The following is a 15,977-nucleotide window of genomic DNA, read 5'->3' on the forward strand; positions in this document are numbered from 1 at the left end:
AAAAGGTCAACCAGTAAAAACTGGTTGACCTTATAATACGAAAGTCCCCGTTAGTTCAACAAGCACTACATTAACTCACCATACATTTCATATCTCTCTAAAAATTCATGTATTTCTTTTTTCACCCTTCGCATATCTCCATATCCATCCATAGCCATTTCATATTCAGCGTCTAATTCATTTATTTTTGAAAATATATCATCTTCAATATTTCGTTCCCAAGCTAATCTATAAATCGAAGTAATCACTTGATGAATTTCGAGTTCTTTTTTCGCAAATGATTTGTACAGGAGACCTAATATAACTTTCGATGCAATATCTATGTGATTTCCTCTTGTTATTTCATTTAAAAGGCTGATAACGTCATCTATTTTTTTATTACTCGATAACGAAACTTCGTACAATTGATAAGGAATTTCAGAAGATTCCAATTGTAATATCGTTAAATCAACCCATTCAACTACTTTAGGCAGTTTAAAATACCCTATTCCCAATCCAAGTTGATATGCAGCCAACTTCTCCGACAAATTCAGCATTTTTTAATCCACCGTTCAAGAATAATTTGTTTTAATTTTAGCGTATTTTACTTCAACTAAACTGCTCCGTTAGCTGAATAAGAAAAGCTACCGAAATAACAGTCGAGATATTAAACAAAAGCCCCAGTTAACTAAAAAAACAACTCCATTTCACCCTGCCCGTTAGTAACTCCTCGCCCATCTGAGAGTTATTACTTGTCAGGTATAAGTATGATTCTATATTCTGTACCTAATTCTTCTTGCACTTTTCCAGTAAGATTTTGCCCGATTTCATTGTGTTCATTTATTGGGATTTTCTTATATTGTTTAGTCCATTGATATAATTCATCTTTAAGATTATCTGTCAAAGGAAAGTCATCAATATCGAGATTCCAACCACATATGTTGCACCAAATAGGGTCAGCTACAAAATCTGCTTCTAGTTTAAATGAATTGGTAAATTCGCAATCACAAACATCTTTTAACATCAAAAGTCATCTCCCAAAAATAAAATATTCTGCTCGCCGGTTATGCAACTAATCTGCTCCTTTAGTTGAGGGGAAAAAGACTGTCTGGAACAACAGCCTATTCCTAAACTCTCGCACCCGTTATTTAAAGAAGTACTTAGTCAATATCATCTATCTTTTTGCCTTCTTCATCTATCTGGAAACTACCTCCACCGAAACTCCAGCCCTTACTTTCAGTGAACTCAATAAAGGCATCTAAAAACTGATTATTTCCTAAATCTTTACCGTCGCTTGCATAAATAGAACCCTGTATTTGAACTCCTACTGGTTTCTTCATTACGAAGACCTCCAAGAACTTTATTTAACTGTATATTAGCATTTCTTCTTCCACTATACTGCTTCGTTAGTTCAATAAGACACATTATAAAAATTTCCTCGTGATTGCACTCAAATCGAAAAAACGCCCCTAGATTGTAAAGATCCAGGGCGTTCTCAATACAACATAATTTACTTTTTGTTGCATTCATAATCCAAAACTTATGCTTCATATTTCCCAAACAAAAAGTGCCTTAGTTGAAGAAAGTTTTTATGTAAATTATAAATCTTGAGATAATCGAACCATATCCCTGCAATGTATCCCTGCAATGTATCCCATTTTCAAAAATCTCTTCTGGATAGTGTCTAACGAAAAAGTCTATATCAACACCAATAATTCTAAAACCATACTTTTGGTAAAGAGAAAGCTGCCCTATGCTTGAATTCCCAGTGCCAACTTCAATTGTTTTATAACCTTTTGATTTTGCTTTTTGAACAGCATCATTCACTAACTGTTTTCCAATTCCTTTACCCTGCTGATTATCCGAAACTGCTATATTTACTAACTCTACGGTCTCTGGTCTTGTAGGAAGCAATACGTACACTCCAATAATTTGCTCTTCGCTTTCAGCTACAAAACACTCACCCCTATTAACATAATTCTCAACAATCATTTTCGAAGGATCAGCTAATAACAACAATTCCATTGGAGGTTTCTCACTTTCATTGATTTTCCTAATATTCATGTTACTACTCCTTTTATACAAGTGTTTTTTAGATTTTATCATTCTTTCTTAAACCCGCTTGCCACGCAGCAATTCATACAGTGCAAGCTTTACACTATCTATATAAAAACTCCACAGATTCTAAAGGTCTGAGGAGTCTCCAAAGCAACTTAATACCCTTTATGTTGCATTAAAATACATTTATAACTTTCTTGCTTATTCTAAAGAGTTTTTAAAAACATAACTTACCTTGTCATAATTCATTTTTTCTTTATAAAAACGGTGAGCATCCAACCGTTGTAAACCTGAAGACAGGGCAACACTTTCATAATTATTTTTTTTGGCCCATTCATGTACATATGTAAGCAGTTTTTCTCCATACCCGTTAGAACGTCGTTTAGCATCTGTAACTAAATCACACACCCAAACAAATCGGCCATAATATAAAGTGATCATCGGCTTAAAACCAATTACCGCCACAATATCATCCTTATCAGATAGCGCTAAAATCTTGTAACGATCATTCTCTTGTGCGTCTTTCACCAACTCAACATAAGAATCTCAGTTAGATGTGTTCGTAATTGTTTCACAACTGGAAATGCTTTAATAATGTCATTATGCGATTTAAGTTCTTTAACTGTTAAAGTATCCAATTAAACGCCTCCCTTTAAAGGATCATTGTTCTTTCTACTTATTTTTACCACAAACAACTTTTAATTGGATATATAAGTTTCCTTTTCTTTTTAATCCCAATAGTTAACGGTCCTAAAAACGGTACAAATAAGAACAACTTCAATAAAAGGCTTAAGGAACTGATAAATCCCTTAAGCCCTTTCTAGTTAATACAACACAATTGCATTTATGTTGCATTCAATTTTACTGCTCAACAGTAGACCGATAATACGCAGCAAAGATATTCATATTTAAGCAGCTTTATTAAAGATTGGACTTAAATTGTACGAAGAAGGCGTCCAAGCAAGTATTATTTCATTAAGCTGAGTAAGATTAATAATTGGATATGTTTGTTATGCAACCTTTTAGTTACTTATGTTTGACACGCAACCTAAAAGTTGCATATAATCGATATATGAATTGGGATAAAGACGCTATATTTAAAGCACTTAGTGATTCGACTCGGCGGGTTATATTAGACGAGATATCCGAACGTAACGAGCTAACTTTGTATGAACTTACGGCACGACTCATTATGAAACACAACCTTACCATTTCACGGCAGGCGATAGCTAAACATCTCTCTGCATTGGAAGCTGCTGGGCTCATCATATCAAAACGAAATGGAAAATATCGAGTACTTATTTTCAACAAAGAACCACTTAAAAATTTGCTGAAAGGATGGATAGATTAATTTTATAACGAATGATCACTGTATGAGTTTTACTAAAGAAACCATACATTGCAAATATCAAAGGAGGCCAAAAAATGTTAAAAATCATTATTACTAGTATTTTCGTAGAAGACCAGGAAAAGGCATTAGAATTTTATTCAGAAACGTTGGGATTTGTTAAAAAGCATGACGTTCCCACAGGAGAACATAGATGGATAACGCTTGTTTCTCCAGATGAACAAGCCGGAACTGAGCTTTTACTTGAACCGAATGAACACCCAGCCGCAAAAGAGTATCAACAGAAGTTATTTGACGATGGCATACCAGTAACAATGTTTGGGGTTGCAGATATTCAAAAAGAGTATAAACGATTAGTGGAAAAAGGCGTGCAGTTTACTATGGAGCCTACAGAAATGGGCGAAATCACAATAGCTGTCTTCGACGATACTTGCGGCAACCTTATTCAGATAATACAGCAGTAATTTCATGACGAAGTAGAAAATGAATGGACTATCATGTTTAATATGCTTGATAAATGAAAGAAAAAAACTAAAGGTTAAAAGAAGATAAAAATGCAGAAAGTTACTGCTTTTTTAATGTTTAAAGGAAACGCAGAACAAGCAATGGATTTGTATACATCTAGTTTTGATAATTCTGAGAAAATTAATGTTTTGCATAATCAGGATGGAACTGTTTTACCAACTACTGATACCCATGTATGTGTGAAGTATTATTGGGTAGATGATAAATTTGGAGTCTCATGGCAATTAAATTTACTAAAAAATAAATAAATTTGATTTTTGCTTGGAAATTAGGTGATGTAAAAATGGATAGTCAAATGAAATTGGAATTTGAAAAATCAAAATCAGGCGATAAGGATGAGCGTTATGAAGCTTATCAAAATATTTTAAATGCAACTGATCAAAAAGTTGATTGGGCGTATGAAGTATGGAATCAACTATTAGAGGACTTAACTCATAAAGATAACCATCAACGCTCTCGTGCAGCACAATATTTAGCCAATCTAGCTAAAAGCGATCCAGAGATGAGAATTATGAAAGATTTCCCTAAGTTGTGGGAAGTAACAAAAGATGAAAAGTTTGTAACAGCTAGACATAGCCTACAGTCTATATGGAAGGTTGGAATTGCTGGTACGCCCCCCAAAAAAATGGTTATGAAATTTATGGTTGAACGTTTTAACAATGGAACAGATGAAAAGAATTTTACTTTAATTCGTAATGACATCCTTAAAAATATGAGAAATTTATATGACCATTTCAATGATGAGGCTATCAAACAAACGGCTATAGATTTGATTGCTACGGTTGACGACAAAAAGTATAAAAAAAAGTATATGGATATATGGAAGTAGTTCAGCTATTTCAAAATTATAAAGGTAGCTGAAGATATGAGTGTCTTCAGCTTTTTAATTTTTAAACTTATTGTAATGTACTTTTAAAAAACAACATTGCATGATGAATGAACACGAATATTAAGGCCGCCATAGTGACACAGCTTCATTTTTCATCAAATTTTTGAGCAGCGATCACAAAGATTAGAGTTGCTCAAACCGTATCTGTTTTCCAGTTCCTAATACTAACAGATACATAAAACCCTGTGAAAAAGATTCACACGACAGGCTTTTTAGCCATCATCCCTAAATACTCTAAAGCTGTTATTAAGTAGATTAAAACCGCTGTCTATCTTTTGTTTTCGTACCTTGATGAAAAAACATTTGCCATCTTTCGTCTTTAAATTTACAGATCGAACTACGTAAGATATGCTGCATTGTTTCTTCATTAAACGTTCGATATGTAGCTGATACTGAATCGCTTGATAACTGGTGTATATCAAAATTATATAAGGTCATCTTTACTACACCAATACCTTCTTCACTAATACCGTCTTTTCTGTACCAAATATGACCTGAGCTGCCAAGTTCGAAAAAACCATCTGCCAGTAGCTTTGTAAGTTCTTGTCGCGATGTACGTATCTCAGGCTTTAACAATTTTTGTTCAAGATGTAGCAAGTGATTTTTTAAAGAGAGCTGACTTTCCATGTTCGTATCTCTTTTTTATTCTGTCATTTGCAAGGTAAATTTTGCACCCGATTCTATGGTCATCTATACTTGTTATCCCACTGTGTATTTTCAATCATTTAACCTGTAAAGAAATTAAAGCCTTCTTAACTGTACTCTCGGTCCTCATATTTGACAGGTTTCTCCCCATTCTAACTACATTTGTAGCTAATTCAGGTCTTATGCCAGTAATAATAGGGCTAATTCCAAGTAATTTCATAATCCCTTCAATTTTAAACAAAAATTCAATGACCACTTCATCTATATTGTAAATACCCGAAAAATCAACAATAATATGTCTTGTATCCTGGTATCTCTTGATTTGTGAAGGTAAATTTTCAATAAGCATCCCTGCTTTATCCTCATCAATGTTACCCACCAATGGAATAACAGAGATACCGTCTAATAAAGGGACAATAGGTGTTGAGTATTCATTTATCTTATTTTTTAATTGTCTTTGCAATTCTTTTCTCTCACTAATGTCTCTGAACACAGAAAGAACGGCTCTTTCTCCTTTAAATTCAAAAGGATGACAGTATAATTCTATTTCATATTGAGTTCCATTTAAGGACTGAATGGTTTCTTCAATTAGCTCACCAGCCTTTTGTTCTTCTAAGGCACATCGAACCCTTTCTCGAATTGCTTCTTTTGACTCTTCTAAGAAGATGTCTAGAACATTAGCTCCCAGTAGTTCCTCACTACTGGCTCCGAGCAGCCTTGCTCCTGTTTCATTTATATAAACAACTTTATAATCGGCATGTAGAACCGTCGTTTCAAATGTATTATCAACGATTTGGCGAAATAAATCATCGCTGTAAAAATTAAAGACATCTTTTTTCTTATGTTCGCTCATTATTGTGGTCACTCCCTTGATTGATTACTCACGTTATAAAAAGAAACTTAATGACATTTTACCATTTTATCTGTTTACCAAAATAGCAATACAAAATTAAAATTCATAAAAAATTTCTAAGTAGTAAAACAAACTGTGGTTAGGTTTTAACCATATCTCAGGGTGTAATTTTTTTATAAATATATCACCCACTAGACAGTCTTCTTCATCTGATAAATTTAAAAACACTGTTTGAAAATCATCTTGTATTTTGTCCATATCTCTATATGGAAATGGCTTATCTAATTCGTTTTTTAATTTCAGTTAGTTGTTTTAATATATTGTCCAATATTTTCACCTGTTTAAGTATGTCATTTACCTATTTTATCACGTTTCCTTCTTCAACTAACCTGCCCCTTTAGTTGAAGAAGAAAAAAGACCGGCTAGAACAGCAGCCGGCTCTTAAACTCTTGCACCCATTAATTGAAGAATATTTATGTCTCTCAGATAATTTTGTGCTTGAAATTTGGTCCTTCTTCTCTTTTTTTGATTATTAGATTCTCATCGAATCCATTACATATGGCGAAATATCCATCATTCAAGTGAAGCCCTATACCAGCTAAATAATAATCCGATGCGTTTGTTTCACGTCTTTCAATAATTTCAATCCCAATCACTCTTTTACCAATAGCAAAATTGAGTTCTTCTAGCTTGTTCTTTTCCCAATTAATTTTTAAATCTGATCCATACCAAGAAAGATCTTGGGAAACAAGGATTTTATCAAACGTAATAGCGTATTCGTTTGTTTTATATGCACATAATTCTAATTGGCCATCTTCAAAACAGATAATAACAGGACAATCGTTAAACCATTCATCTTCATCTTGCGCCCAAACAATCCATATTTCTTTTACATTTTTACCAATCAGAGCTTCAAGTTTAGTTCTGTGGTCTTCTATGATATTAGATGGGTTAGTATACATTTTAGGATTGTAATTTTTAATTCCGAGCATAAACAAATTCACCTTTTCATAATGGAGTAATAATTTTAGACCATTTTATCATTTCTTATTCAACTAACCTGCACGTTAACTGAATAAGAAAAGGCTGCCGAAATGACAGCCACAGCCGAGATATTAAACAAAAGCCCCCATTAGTTGAACAAGGCTTACGAACGATTGAAGGAACTTAAATCTTTCCAGCCTTCAAAAGTATTTCTAAAATTTACAGATAGAGTATTATCTTTGCTAAGAAGCAGAATTAATGAAGAGTCCCAAAATACCAATTCAACGATTGCCTTTGGATGCTGGATTTCAGGGTTTTCACACCAAAAATTTGGATTTCCATCAGCATATGGTTCTTCTTTAATCTCATCTAAATCAATTGTCTGGTTTTTTTCAAACGCCGAAAATACACCCCATATAAAATATACTTCGTTATCATTAGCTAATTTTGTTAAGTTTTCGCCTGTAATCCAGTAGCTATTAAGGCAGTTATCACTACCGCTAAATATTCGAAAGTCTTCAAAGTAATCAAAATGGTGTTCAGGATAACACCAATCTAAGTCAGTTAGTAACCAGTTGTATTTTTTTTCGATTCCATTGAACACGTTTAATATTTCTTTAAGCCCTAAAAAATCCTCTAAAATGGTGTTCATTACTTCCCACCTTTCAACTTAATTTTTCTGTCCAGATAAATGTAGACGCTCTACTCTTTAATTCAATAAAAAAGAGATGCCGCAGCACCTTCCGTTCTTCAATATAAGTCCCCGTAGCTGAAGAAGAATTACTCTATAATCAGTGTTATATTTTCGTTATCAAAGATGATTTCTTCTATCCAGTCAAATATAGTTGAACCTTTGTTCATCTTTGCATCTCTTATTTCTTGAATGACGCTTTCTTTATTAGTTGGATGGCAATTTTTCAATATCTCATTCAGTTTAATAAAGTTTTCTCTGTATCCTAAATCTCTTTTTGATTTAACAGAATTTCTCCAAATAATTGTGTATTCTTCTCCAAATTCTATATCTCCAAAACCACCACACAAAATATCATTAAACGCATCTAGACTTTCGTTCCATTCATATTTTCCAGAGAGAATCACATTCGAAAATTCCTTACAAAACCCCTTAAAATTAGAAAAATTCTCTCCATCAATGATGAAAACTTTGTTCATACTGGCACCTCTAACCACACTGTTTTTTTCTATTTTATCATAGTCCCTTATTCCACTAACCTGCTCCATTAGTTTAATAAAAAAGTGCAACTCCTTTTTAAAGGAAAAGCTACTGTAATTAAACTTATTCTATTTCTATTGGACCTGCACAGATAGTATAAGCTGGACATAATACAGATGGTGTTCTTACGAGCCTTACTGGATTTCGTCTACCTGGAAAAACATAAGCAAGAGTAGGGACTCCAAAATTATCTGTCCAAACCAGCATTGGACATAAAAACTCACCATCAACCATTAATCCATCACTAATTGCTTCTAATTCTTGAGGTGTAATAACATGAAAACCTGCACTTGCAGCACATTGATTTGAATCACCAGAAAAATTGCACTCAAATCAAAAAAACGCCCCAAATTCTAAAGATCCAGGGCGTTCTCAATACAACATAATTCTATTTATGTTGCTTTGATTTTCATTTAAATTGAAAACACTTTATTGTTTATTTGTTATTTCATTTTATCTCTGATGTGTTAAGTCCGTTTCTTAGAGTTTTAACCAGTCCTACCATTGATTCGAACATGTCTGTCTTTGAGTATTTTCTGGTTTGTTCTTTCTCTAGCGTATAGTTATCATCTGATAATTTAAGAACCGTTACAAGGTGAACTTCTTCAGTTTGATCTACTAGAAGATAGGTGTAGTCACCTTCCTTAGATTCATCTTCCCCTGAATTCCAAAGTTCTGTAATTTTAAAGTTGTCACCATAAAATTCTTTAACTGCAGCTAGTGGTGTCTTCTCAGTCATTTTATTCTTCCCCTTTTAAAGTTAATAGATGAAAATTATTGACCCGGTCTACTTGTCTTATTGATCCATTTTAAATTAACTCCTCCACCTAGTCTTTTATCAAAAAAATACAAGTGTGTTAGTTTCATTCCCTTTTTCGTTAAAAATATTCAGAAGACAAAGCGTTTAATATTTTATACACCACGTATATTGCTGTTTTTAAGAAATACACCGTCTGAATGTGCTTCATTTTATTTTTTGCTAAAAATCAATAGTAAGGTTTAACAGATCCTTCTGCAAAGAAAAAAAGGATTTCTCAGAATACCTCTTCTTCCATTATTCGTTTGGCAATGGTTCCCGTCTGCAAATGAGACAGAATCAGAAACCCGCCATCTAACATAATGAAGGAGTTTGTTGTTTCCCCCTTGGACGCATCAATGATTTTATTCTTATCATTCATCCTCATTTCTTTAATGAACTTCATCATTGGTCTTGATTTTGGCACATTGATGGAATTGATCATGTTTTTTGGAATGAAGTTCTCGTACCCCACGGAAATAATCCCTTCTTTACACTTGGCTTGTCATAAAACGCTGGAGTTGCATGAGATAGTGGCCATGACAGCCAATTATCTAACTGAATTCAAAATGCAGCTTGCAAACATACAGGACTCGACCTGCGAGGTCTATATATGGAGACTATCCGTAGCCTTGTGCAAAATACGCTTGCTTGACTTACTTCCTTTTTATGAAAAAGCACCGATTCCAATGATGCATAGCGACAACCATGAAATGTATAGCTCTAAGCTGATAGGAGTGGACTTGACCGCCTTTTATGTGGGAAAGCTACTGATATTTGCAAAAAATGCCTTATGTAACTATGCGGGCGCTATTACGGAAACAGCGACCTCGTCTCTGCGTGAAAGATTCCAGAGCCAATTACAAAAAGCGATCAAGTTACACGCCAACGTGTTTAATTTTATGCTAGAGAGAAGCTATTACCCGGCGTATCATTTAGATCAGCTACTTGCCAACGATTTGAAAAATGCCAATGCTCCTTTGAAGCGCTGATATATTACCATTCCTTCTTTAACTATCCTGCTCCGTTAGTTTAATAAGTTCAACAAAAAAAGCGTTAATCCTTTGAGATCAACGCTACGTTAGTCGAATAAGAGGGTTACCATTATGCTGGAGCCAAAGATTTGTCTTTATAATAGTTAAGCTAATTGTTCTTCTAACAAAGCATCCAAGCGTTCGTATTGGGATGATACGCCTTCGACTACACCCATTCCGACTACTTGCTGAAGCGCCTCCTCGGAAGCGAATTCAGTACGGGTAATAACCATCGTCTTCCCTTCCTGCTCAACGAAATTCATTGTAATTAATAATTCTGGCATATCTTGAACCGCATTTCCTTGATCATCAACAAATAAATCTGTATAGACAATTTTCTCAGGTTCGACGATTTCATGATAGATTCCTTTTCCACAAGACTTCTGACCATAAAAGTCCCCCTGCTCTTTATCTACACAGGTCATACAATAATGCCAAACGCCATTGGTCTTAAATTCAAATTGAAGGTTTTTGGTCTCCCACCCTTGTGGTCCCCACCATTTCTCTAATCGCTCTGATTCCGAGAAAGCTTTAAAGACAAGTTCTCGTGTTGCATTAAATGTACGCTCCACTACTAGAACTTTCCCATCTGTATGCGAAGTCAAGCTGTTTGATTGAGTTGTCATATTAATTTCCCCCCAGGGTTTATTATTAGATCATCCATCAAACGTCTTTTTTATTGCTCACTTCAGCTTTTATCTCTTCCAAATAAGCATCCAAACGATTGAACCTTTCTTCCCAAAGATGGCGATAAGAATCCAGCCATGCATCCAAACTTTCAAATGGCTGCGACTTCAGTCTATAGATGCGCCGGTTGGCATTCACTTCAACTTCAACGATTCCTGCCTCGCTTAGTACACGAAGGTGTTTCGATGCTTGAGGCTGGCGTATAGCTAACCAGTCGGCAATTTCTCCTACAGTAAGCGGTCCTCCTTTCAGTAATTCCACCATTTTAAAACGATTGGGTTCAGCAAGAGCACTCAATGTTGTTATATCCATAGTTGGAACCCACTCCTTATCCATAAATCTTCAACGTTCATGATGTAAATAATCTTCTGTGTGATTTAATTATACACAAAAGGGAGTATTCCCTCAAAGGAATATTGTTAAAAAGTTGTACTAATAACAACAGATCCCCCATGAGGAAAATAGAAATCCTTTTTTTGCATTTATGTGTTATTTAAAGCTTTTATATTTCATTACTTTCTTCAACTGACCTGCTGCGTTAGTTGAGGAAGAAAAAAGACCGGCTGGAACAGCAGCCGGTTTTTAAACTCTTGCACTCGTTAGTTCAACAAAACCTATCCTTAAATCCACTCTTTTCCATGTTCACGAATGAATTTAATTTCGTTCTGGTAATGTGCAGAATGTCCTTCATCTATCATTTTCTGAAAAGCCAAATCACCTTCATTCGCTTTCCTTGTTATCGTCTTACATAGCCCTTCTAATCGCAATAATACTATTTCCAAAAAATTCCGTGGCATTTCCTCACCGTAGGCTTCAAAAAACAATGTTAATCTCTTCTTTATGAGACTGGCATGTAATGAAGGATCATAGGGAACATAGTGGACCTCCTGCTCTGTTTCAGCAGGATAAAACCTGCTTAATGGCAAGCATGTATACAGCGTATAGGCTATATCCCAAATTTTCGGACCAGGTCCAGCAACATCAAAGTCAATGATGCCCACCGGTTTTTCACAGTTGAAAATAATGTTATATATAGCAAAGTCATTATGGCATAATACCTCTGCTTTTTGCGGAGTATTATCGACTGGTTTAAACTCATCCAATAATGGAAAATCACTTACTGCCTCATGATAAAGACGAAGCATCTTCGCTATTTCTTTTAAAACGTCATTTGACAACATATATCCTTTTAAAGGATAATTACCTGCTTCACCTTCAATAAATGATAATATCTCTCTTCCTTTCTCATCAATACCTAAAAACTTAGGTGAACAATTAAAACCTTTGTTCTCCAAATGTTTTAATAATTTATGAATTTTAGGACTGTCTTCCTTTAAGTCTCGTCGAACAGTATCTCCCGAACGATATACGTTTGAGACATTCCCTCCTGTTAGCATTTCTTCGTTTTCGTTCTGACTTTTCATTAAATTTCCCCCAGTTTAGGGACGTTATGATTGTGTCAATAGAGATGTATTTTTACCCATAAATAAAAGCAGATATACAATTGTATCTGCTTAGTAATGGGAATTTAATTGTCCACACTACGTATCCCCCAAATGATTTTAATTCAAATCAATAGACATACTACTCCCATAAAAAATTATGGGAAAAGTAACTATTTATTTTTATTATTTATTCATCATAGGGTTTGCAACATGTAGAATCTTAATTCCCCTTCCATTACATCTCTGTCTTAATCATACATGCGTTATTAGTAATAGACAACAACCTTTATTAGAGTGTTGGGAATTTTTCGAATAAAAATCTTTTATCTTCTTCAACTATTCTGCTCCCTTAGTTAAGTAAGAAAATCTATCTTATCCTTGAATGAGCCTTTCTTTAACCCAGTTATCGAAAACGCCTTTTACTTAACAGTTCAGCCTATCAGTAATTAAACCCAAGCTGGAATGTCAACACTAATTCAAACAACTTTTTTAAGGGACATTTCTCTAAACTCCACGGGGCTTACATAGCCTAGTGTTCCGTGAATGCGTAGCTTGTTGAACCAGTTAACGTAATCACTGAATTCAAGTGTGAGATGATTTAAACTATCAAATCTCATTTGACGAACAAACTCCGTTTTAATGATTTTGAACGTGGCTTCCGCCACGGCATTGTCATATGGACAGCCTTTCATACTGAGAGACCGGCCAATGTTGAAAGTAGCTAATGTCTCATCAATTAGCTGGTTTTTAAACTCGCTGCCACGGTCGGTGTGGAACAGCTGGATATCTCGCAGGTCACCCTGGATAGAAGAAAAGGCCCGTGTGACAAGGTTCGCATCTTTGTTTGGCCCTGTACTGAAGCCAATGATTTCGCGGTTAAAGAGATCGACAAAGATACATACGTAATGCCATTTGTTTTTGACTTTGACGTATGTTAAATCACTGACGACCACTTTTTTCGCTTCTGTCTGCTGAAACTCACGTTTCAATTCATTTGCTTGAGCTGACTCATTACAGGGGGCTTTCTGCGGTTTGAACTGTGCCACCGTATAGGAGGAAACAAGCCCTTGTTCCTTCATAATACGGCCAATACGTCTTCTAGAAACCGTAAATCCACGCTTGTACAGTTGGACTTTGATCTTGCGCGTGCCGTAGGCACTTCGGTTTTGTTTAAAAATCTCTATGACAGCGCCTGTTACATCGTCTTCTGACTGACGTTCCCTGGCCTCATAATAGTACGTACTCCGTGAGATTTTTAGGACGCTGCACATTGCTGATACCGAGTATTTGTCTTGGTTTCTCTTGATGACATTTACTTTCGTCCCATGATCAGCGCTGCTTGCTTTAAAATATCATTCTCCATTAATAGTTGCTTATTTTCTTTGCGGAGTTTTAAAAGCTCCTGCTGTTCAGAAGACCGGTTGTCTTTCTCTTTAAAAGAACCGGAGGTTTCATCCTGTTGAATCCAGCGGTCAAGAGATGACGGAGTCAGATCATATTCATTAATAATGGCTCGTTTCGTTTTTCCATTCTGGTACAACTGCACCATCTGTTTTTTAAACTCGGGCGTGAATGTGCGGCGTTCTCGCTTTGTCATGATTGGAGCTCCTCATCTGTTTTAGGTCAAGTGTACGTAACCTTAATTTTTCTGTCCAGATAAGTGTAGACGTTCCAAGCTGCTGCAGATCACCTTTATGGACGTACTGTTGACTAGTAAGCTACTTGTTATTTTTCGAAAAAACCTATAATTTAGACACAAGACACCTACAGAACAGGAGCAATTCAATACGTGAATCACTTTAAGTTTTTTGTTTGCCAGCTCATCCTTGTTAGCGCATTTATTGCCATCAGTTCTTATTATAAAGTAGGCTCATGATAATCATGAGCCTACTCTGTTGGATAATAATAAAGTTGTTTAACTCAGTTATCGAACGTCCAGCCCTTATATGTATACTTATTCTATTTCAACTTCAATGCTCTTAACATAGACAGCCGTACCAGAAATAGAGATATCTAATTGCTCAAATTCTTCTTTTACGTGCACGTATACTCGTCCGTCCCTATTGATTTCGTGCCCTTGTTCCACTATAAGCGTCGCTGGTAATGCCATATCCTTGTTCACAAAGGTTTTATAATACGCTCCCATTACGCCTGAACCTGTTCCTGTAACAGCATCTTCAATTGTACCCGAATAAGGAGATGAAAAGTGACGGGCGTGCATATCATTCTCATCATCACGAACTTCAAAACAGATAGGGTGTAAAGAAACCTTTGGCATTTCTGTTAAAACTCTCGGAAAGTTTTCTGTCACTGGATTCATTTTCTCAAAGCTTGCTAACTCTTTAATCGGTATAATCAACGTCCAAATTCCTGTACTGCCATAAACAATTGGATACGTAGTATGTAAATCTTTTTCCCTTAATCCGATGGATGCTGCTAAATCAGATCTTGAACCCTTAAATGGTTGAAACTCGGGTTTTGCATGCTGCATGGTAATCAGTAATTGATTATGTTCTTCATGGACATGTATTGGCAGCAAACCTGCATTTGTTTCAATTGTAAAATGTGACTGTTCCAGCAAGCCATTCATTCTTAAAGCGTACACTGTCCCCATTGTTGCATGACCGCATAAATTTATTTCATGCCCAGGTGTGAAATAACGAATACGAAAGTCAGCTACATTAGAAGAAACAACAAAAGCTGTTTCGTTAAACCCTATTGCTTCTGCAATGGCTAACATCTGCTTTTCTGTATAATCATCACCGTTTAATACAACGCCGGCTGGATTCCCTTTCTCAGGAACCGGGCTAAACGCATCAATATGTTTTACATCCACCTTTACCAAAATAACCCCCCTTGGCTCGTGAAAATCTTCCAGTTTATTGTATCTTAAATGTTTGTAATTTACATAACAACTATATATTTAATTGTTCTTATCCTGTCTTGCTCAACAGTATCAGTGAACTACTGCTTAAAGTATGAGCAACGTTGCTTATTCATATGGACGAACAGTTGAGCAACAATACTCTATTAAAGCTGCTTCATCATTGATACAACTTTTATATTTATGCCGTTTGGTTTATACACAAGTTCTTCATCGTAAATACGGTATCCTAGTGAATTATACAATTTAATATTTTTAGGCACAGTCATACGAACCTTGCACAGTACCTTAGTCTTTTTAATCTGCTCTGCATGTTCTTCTAATGATTTCAGTAGTTTTTTCGCAATACCTTTACCTTGGTTCTCTGGAATGACAGATAGTCTATAAAAATAAATGCCATTTTCTTTTAAACGGAACCGTATCATTCCTACTGGTTCATCGTGGATGTAACTAATTAAAGCCTGTTCACCATCCTCTAAGGCAGCTGTTATAGATTCGGTCGTTTCTTCCAAAGCACTTGAAAGAGGCACTTCATCTTTATATTCTTCAAATGCTTTTATCATTAAATAGTGAATCGTCGGCGCATCAGAAGGCGTTGCATATTTAATTTGTATCACTA

Annotated in this window: 21 protein-coding genes and 2 pseudogenes; 5 read left to right on the forward strand and 18 right to left on the reverse strand. The window is 35.3% G+C overall.

Annotation, left to right across the window (positions count from 1 at the left end; all coding sequences use genetic code 11):
• Window positions 1-65: 65 nt before the first annotated feature.
• From BA724_RS03790 to BA724_RS03810, 5 genes and pseudogenes are all read right to left on the reverse strand, one after another.
• On the reverse strand, window positions 66-536 hold the full coding sequence (locus tag BA724_RS03790; protein ID WP_069937361.1) for a hypothetical protein: 471 nt from the start codon (window positions 534-536) through the stop codon (window positions 66-68).
• Between the two features lie 191 nt (window positions 537-727).
• Window positions 728-1,003 (reverse strand): hypothetical protein, encoded by a 276-nt coding sequence (locus tag BA724_RS03795; protein WP_069937362.1) that lies wholly within the window; start codon window positions 1,001-1,003, stop codon window positions 728-730.
• A gap of 136 nt (window positions 1,004-1,139) precedes the next feature.
• Window positions 1,140-1,319, reverse strand: a complete 180-nt coding sequence (locus BA724_RS03800) for a hypothetical protein (RefSeq protein ID WP_069937363.1) — start codon at window positions 1,317-1,319, stop codon at window positions 1,140-1,142.
• A gap of 258 nt (window positions 1,320-1,577) precedes the next feature.
• Window positions 1,578-2,043, reverse strand: a pseudogene (locus tag BA724_RS03805) (GNAT family N-acetyltransferase).
• A gap of 195 nt (window positions 2,044-2,238) precedes the next feature.
• A pseudogene (locus tag BA724_RS03810) lies at window positions 2,239-2,675 on the reverse strand (GNAT family N-acetyltransferase).
• Between the two features lie 434 nt (window positions 2,676-3,109).
• Between BA724_RS03810 and BA724_RS03815 the strand changes: the two are divergent.
• The 4 genes from BA724_RS03815 to BA724_RS03830 all read left to right on the forward strand — a co-directional run bounded on the left by BA724_RS03815 (window position 3,110) and on the right by BA724_RS03830 (window position 4,739).
• Window positions 3,110-3,388: an ArsR/SmtB family transcription factor gene (locus tag BA724_RS03815; protein WP_069937400.1), complete on the forward strand. Its 279-nt coding sequence runs from the start codon at window positions 3,110-3,112 to the stop codon at window positions 3,386-3,388.
• A 74-nt stretch (window positions 3,389-3,462) separates the two neighbouring features.
• Window positions 3,463-3,849, forward strand: a complete 387-nt coding sequence (locus tag BA724_RS03820; protein WP_069937365.1) for a VOC family protein — start codon at window positions 3,463-3,465, stop codon at window positions 3,847-3,849.
• A gap of 90 nt (window positions 3,850-3,939) precedes the next feature.
• Window positions 3,940-4,158: a VOC family protein gene (locus tag BA724_RS03825; RefSeq protein ID WP_069937366.1), complete on the forward strand. Its 219-nt coding sequence runs from the start codon at window positions 3,940-3,942 to the stop codon at window positions 4,156-4,158.
• 35 nt (window positions 4,159-4,193) lie between these two features.
• Window positions 4,194-4,739 carry a hypothetical protein gene (locus tag BA724_RS03830; protein ID WP_069937367.1) on the forward strand — a complete coding sequence of 182 codons (546 nt, stop codon included), beginning with the start codon at window positions 4,194-4,196 and terminating at the stop codon, window positions 4,737-4,739.
• A gap of 315 nt (window positions 4,740-5,054) precedes the next feature.
• Here the strand turns inward: BA724_RS03830 and BA724_RS03835 are convergent, their stop codons facing one another.
• The 7 genes from BA724_RS03835 to BA724_RS03865 form a co-directional block, all read right to left on the reverse strand.
• A complete protein-coding gene (locus BA724_RS03835) occupies window positions 5,055-5,426 on the reverse strand; it encodes a nuclear transport factor 2 family protein (RefSeq protein WP_069937368.1) in 372 nt (123 codons plus the stop codon).
• A gap of 94 nt (window positions 5,427-5,520) precedes the next feature.
• A complete protein-coding gene (locus tag BA724_RS03840; protein WP_069937369.1) occupies window positions 5,521-6,297 on the reverse strand; it encodes a PAS domain S-box protein in 777 nt (258 codons plus the stop codon).
• Window positions 6,298-6,779: 482 nt separating this feature from the next.
• Window positions 6,780-7,289, reverse strand: coding sequence for a hypothetical protein (locus BA724_RS03845; RefSeq protein ID WP_069937370.1), 510 nt, complete (start codon window positions 7,287-7,289; stop codon window positions 6,780-6,782).
• Between the two features lie 155 nt (window positions 7,290-7,444).
• The gene (locus tag BA724_RS03850) at window positions 7,445-7,933 is read right to left on the reverse strand and encodes a hypothetical protein (RefSeq protein WP_069937371.1); all 489 of its coding nucleotides are present in this window, start codon (window positions 7,931-7,933) and stop codon (window positions 7,445-7,447) included.
• Between the two features lie 128 nt (window positions 7,934-8,061).
• Entirely contained in the window at window positions 8,062-8,451 is a 390-nt protein-coding gene (locus tag BA724_RS03855) for a barstar family protein (RefSeq protein WP_169818487.1), read from the reverse strand.
• 509 nt (window positions 8,452-8,960) lie between these two features.
• Window positions 8,961-9,251 (reverse strand): hypothetical protein, encoded by a 291-nt coding sequence (locus BA724_RS03860; RefSeq protein ID WP_069937373.1) that lies wholly within the window; start codon window positions 9,249-9,251, stop codon window positions 8,961-8,963.
• 295 nt (window positions 9,252-9,546) lie between these two features.
• Window positions 9,547-9,783: a DUF370 domain-containing protein gene (locus BA724_RS03865; RefSeq protein WP_069937374.1), complete on the reverse strand. Its 237-nt coding sequence runs from the start codon at window positions 9,781-9,783 to the stop codon at window positions 9,547-9,549.
• A gap of 64 nt (window positions 9,784-9,847) precedes the next feature.
• On the opposite strand from BA724_RS03865, the gene BA724_RS03870 reads away from it, so the two are divergent.
• On the forward strand, window positions 9,848-10,300 hold the full coding sequence (locus BA724_RS03870) for a spore coat protein (protein WP_281181988.1): 453 nt from the start codon (window positions 9,848-9,850) through the stop codon (window positions 10,298-10,300).
• Between the two features lie 146 nt (window positions 10,301-10,446).
• Here BA724_RS03870 and BA724_RS03875 read toward each other — a convergent pair whose 3' ends face one another.
• From BA724_RS03875 to BA724_RS03905, 6 genes are all read right to left on the reverse strand, one after another.
• The gene (locus tag BA724_RS03875; RefSeq protein ID WP_069937375.1) at window positions 10,447-10,968 is read right to left on the reverse strand and encodes an SRPBCC domain-containing protein; all 522 of its coding nucleotides are present in this window, start codon (window positions 10,966-10,968) and stop codon (window positions 10,447-10,449) included.
• A 37-nt stretch (window positions 10,969-11,005) separates the two neighbouring features.
• Window positions 11,006-11,341 (reverse strand): ArsR/SmtB family transcription factor, encoded by a 336-nt coding sequence (locus BA724_RS03880; protein WP_069937376.1) that lies wholly within the window; start codon window positions 11,339-11,341, stop codon window positions 11,006-11,008.
• A gap of 308 nt (window positions 11,342-11,649) precedes the next feature.
• Window positions 11,650-12,453: a phosphotransferase gene (locus BA724_RS03885; protein ID WP_069937377.1), complete on the reverse strand. Its 804-nt coding sequence runs from the start codon at window positions 12,451-12,453 to the stop codon at window positions 11,650-11,652.
• A 497-nt stretch (window positions 12,454-12,950) separates the two neighbouring features.
• A protein-coding gene (locus tag BA724_RS03890) for an IS3 family transposase (protein ID WP_141719866.1) occupies window positions 12,951-14,071 on the reverse strand; the annotation gives its coding sequence in 2 pieces (ribosomal slippage) (window positions 12,951-13,822 and window positions 13,822-14,071; 1,122 coding nt in all).
• Window positions 14,072-14,428: 357 nt separating this feature from the next.
• A complete protein-coding gene (locus tag BA724_RS03900; RefSeq protein ID WP_069937380.1) occupies window positions 14,429-15,319 on the reverse strand; it encodes a PhzF family phenazine biosynthesis protein in 891 nt (296 codons plus the stop codon).
• Window positions 15,320-15,504: 185 nt separating this feature from the next.
• Window positions 15,505-15,972 (reverse strand): GNAT family N-acetyltransferase, encoded by a 468-nt coding sequence (locus BA724_RS03905; RefSeq protein ID WP_245676138.1) that lies wholly within the window; start codon window positions 15,970-15,972, stop codon window positions 15,505-15,507.
• Between the last annotated feature and the right edge of the window lie 5 nt (window positions 15,973-15,977).

Origin of the sequence: Domibacillus iocasae (genome assembly GCF_001750285.1) — a bacterium.
Classification (GTDB): domain Bacteria; phylum Bacillota; class Bacilli; order Bacillales; family Domibacillaceae; genus Domibacillus; species Domibacillus iocasae.

Bases quoted from the DNA above. Each gene is read 5' to 3' on its own strand.
- BA724_RS03825 (WP_069937366.1), top strand. From the start codon at position 3,940: ATGCAGAAAGTTACTGCTTTTTTAATGTTTAAAGGAAACGCAGAACAA.
- BA724_RS03795 (WP_069937362.1), bottom strand. From the start codon at position 1,003: ATGTTAAAAGATGTTTGTGATTGCGAATTTACCAATTCATTTAAACTA.
- BA724_RS03880 (WP_069937376.1), bottom strand. From the start codon at position 11,341: ATGGATATAACAACATTGAGTGCTCTTGCTGAACCCAATCGTTTTAAA.
- BA724_RS03790 (WP_069937361.1), bottom strand. From the start codon at position 536: ATGCTGAATTTGTCGGAGAAGTTGGCTGCATATCAACTTGGATTGGGA.
- BA724_RS03855 (WP_169818487.1), bottom strand. From the start codon at position 8,451: ATGAACAAAGTTTTCATCATTGATGGAGAGAATTTTTCTAATTTTAAG.
- BA724_RS03850 (WP_069937371.1), bottom strand. From the start codon at position 7,933: ATGAACACCATTTTAGAGGATTTTTTAGGGCTTAAAGAAATATTAAAC.
- BA724_RS03830 (WP_069937367.1), top strand. From the start codon at position 4,194: ATGGATAGTCAAATGAAATTGGAATTTGAAAAATCAAAATCAGGCGAT.
- BA724_RS03835 (WP_069937368.1), bottom strand. From the start codon at position 5,426: ATGGAAAGTCAGCTCTCTTTAAAAAATCACTTGCTACATCTTGAACAA.
- BA724_RS03860 (WP_069937373.1), bottom strand. From the start codon at position 9,251: ATGACTGAGAAGACACCACTAGCTGCAGTTAAAGAATTTTATGGTGAC.
- BA724_RS03885 (WP_069937377.1), bottom strand. From the start codon at position 12,453: ATGAAAAGTCAGAACGAAAACGAAGAAATGCTAACAGGAGGGAATGTC.
- BA724_RS03815 (WP_069937400.1), top strand. From the start codon at position 3,110: ATGAATTGGGATAAAGACGCTATATTTAAAGCACTTAGTGATTCGACT.
- BA724_RS03840 (WP_069937369.1), bottom strand. From the start codon at position 6,297: ATGAGCGAACATAAGAAAAAAGATGTCTTTAATTTTTACAGCGATGAT.
- BA724_RS03820 (WP_069937365.1), top strand. From the start codon at position 3,463: ATGTTAAAAATCATTATTACTAGTATTTTCGTAGAAGACCAGGAAAAG.
- BA724_RS03800 (WP_069937363.1), bottom strand. From the start codon at position 1,319: ATGAAGAAACCAGTAGGAGTTCAAATACAGGGTTCTATTTATGCAAGC.
- BA724_RS03875 (WP_069937375.1), bottom strand. From the start codon at position 10,968: ATGACAACTCAATCAAACAGCTTGACTTCGCATACAGATGGGAAAGTT.
- BA724_RS03845 (WP_069937370.1), bottom strand. From the start codon at position 7,289: ATGCTCGGAATTAAAAATTACAATCCTAAAATGTATACTAACCCATCT.
- BA724_RS03870 (WP_281181988.1), top strand. From the start codon at position 9,848: ATGACAGCCAATTATCTAACTGAATTCAAAATGCAGCTTGCAAACATA.